Source organism: Microbacterium sp. Y832 (assembly GCF_057669765.1).
In genome coordinates this window covers 1-642 of sequence record NZ_JBYHFM010000023.1, presented here as the reverse complement: position 1 = coordinate 642, position 642 = coordinate 1, and the positions used below count along the sequence as shown (strand labels likewise).

Sequence of the window (642 nt, the reverse complement as noted above, 5' to 3'; positions counted from 1 at the left end):
CGGTCAAGCCCCAATGCGTGGTGTAGCCGTTGGTAATCCTTCTGCTGTTGGTTAGGCGCTGAGTTCGAGGATGGTGTCGGTGTTCACCTCGCTCCCTGTGTCGGGGACGAGGGTGAGGCGGGACTTGGCGAGGATCTCGAGGCCGAGGTAGCGGCGGCCTTCGACCCATTCGTCGGTCTGCTCCGCCAGGACCGCGCCGACGAGGCGGATGATCGCGTCACGGTTGGGGAAGATGCCCACGGAGTCGGTGCGGCGGCGGATCTCGCGGTTGAGGCGCTCGTTCGGATTGTTCGACCAGATCTGCTGCCAGAGCCCGTCGGGAAACCCGGTGAACGCGAGGATGTCCGCTCTGGCGGCGTCAAGGTGCGCGGACGCGTCGGGGAGCTTCTCCTCGACGTAGTCCAGGAGTCGGTCGAACTGGGCGTTGACCGCGTCGGCGTCGGGTTGGTCGTAGACGGAGTGGAGCATCGCTTTCACCGCCGGCCACATGCTCTTCGGCGTGACGCTCATCAGGTTCGCGGCGTAGTGGGTTCTGCAGCGTTGCCAGACCGCTCCCGGGAGGTTCGCTGCGATCGCTTCCACGAGCCCGGCGTGGGCGTCGCTGGTGACGAGGCGGACTCCGCCGAGTCCGCGGGCGACGAG

1 protein-coding gene is annotated in these 642 nt (G+C 66.8%); it reads right to left on the bottom strand.

All coding sequences use genetic code 11. The features are described 5' to 3' along the window. Nucleotides 1-51 precede the first annotated feature (51 nt). A partial coding sequence (locus tag AC25YV_RS12810; RefSeq protein WP_488124242.1) for a transposase occupies nucleotides 52-642 on the bottom strand: 591 nt, incomplete at its 5' end.